The sequence below is a fragment of the Zoogloea ramigera genome (genome assembly GCF_006539865.1).
Lineage (GTDB): Bacteria > Pseudomonadota > Gammaproteobacteria > Burkholderiales > Rhodocyclaceae > Zoogloea > Zoogloea ramigera.
The window spans coordinates 1-903 of the sequence record NZ_BJNV01000183.1; the positions used below are offsets into that span (position 1 = coordinate 1).

Below are 903 nucleotides of genomic sequence, written 5' to 3' on the forward strand. Positions count from 1 at the left end.
GAGGGTACAGGGGGGGGAGATGTGTGTAATGGGATGCATAGGGTGACCCCGAATGATCGGGAGGATTTACGACGCCTCGAGTTCATTTGGGAGTTTGGCGAGAAGCCAGTCATTCCATCCGCCAACTTGCCGCGAGTCAAAAGGAAGGATTTGATATCAGGCGATGTACGCTCTGAGGGTGGATGGATTGTTACGGGCTGGATCGGGGCCGTCCCAGAGCCCAAGCAGCTTACCACCGATGATGCAGGCGCCCTCAACAACATCGTAGTGCTGTCGAGAGGGCGGTTGATCCAAGAAAATGTGCTGGATAAGATCAATTATAGTCGCATTTTTACGAAGTATCTCACTGGCGAGATCAATGCGGACTTCCTTGACTTGACCGAGTTCGACGATATCGCCACCAGTGACCGTCAGCGTCTGATCGAGGACGACGAGCGCTATCAGGCACTGCTCGATTTTGTCCGCCGCAAGCTGCTCGACATCGACGACGTCTGGACGAAGTGGCGTAACGAAGAGCGCGGTAAGGAGGCGGTTGTCGAGGTTGCTGGTTTGGGGGATTGGATTCACAACCTTCCCCCGTCACAACAGGTGCCTGCCCGGCAACTGCTTGGTCTGATTCGAGGTGTTGAGCTTGAAGATGAAGTGCAGCGTACCCAACTTTATAAGGCTGGGGTCGTGGCATTTGAGCGTCTGAGGCTTCGGGAGTCTGCGCATCAGCTCGTGGCGGCTGGAGCACTGTCCGCTCAGACCTTGCTACCGCTACTTTCCGATCTTTCGATCCTGGAAGGCTCCATGTATCGAGACATCGTCGCTTCTCGGTTGGATGTCATCAAACAGCTGGAGCGCTTGGTTGATGACAATGAAAAGGAAAAGGTGCTCCAGCAGCATCTTTTCAAGAAACTT

At 54.2% G+C, this 903-nt stretch carries 1 pseudogene; it reads left to right on the plus strand.

Annotation, left to right across the window (positions count from 1 at the left end):
• Positions 1-42: 42 nt before the first annotated feature.
• Positions 43-903 (plus strand): annotated as a pseudogene (locus ZRA01_RS20350) (BbrUII/HgiDII family restriction enzyme); the annotation flags it as partial.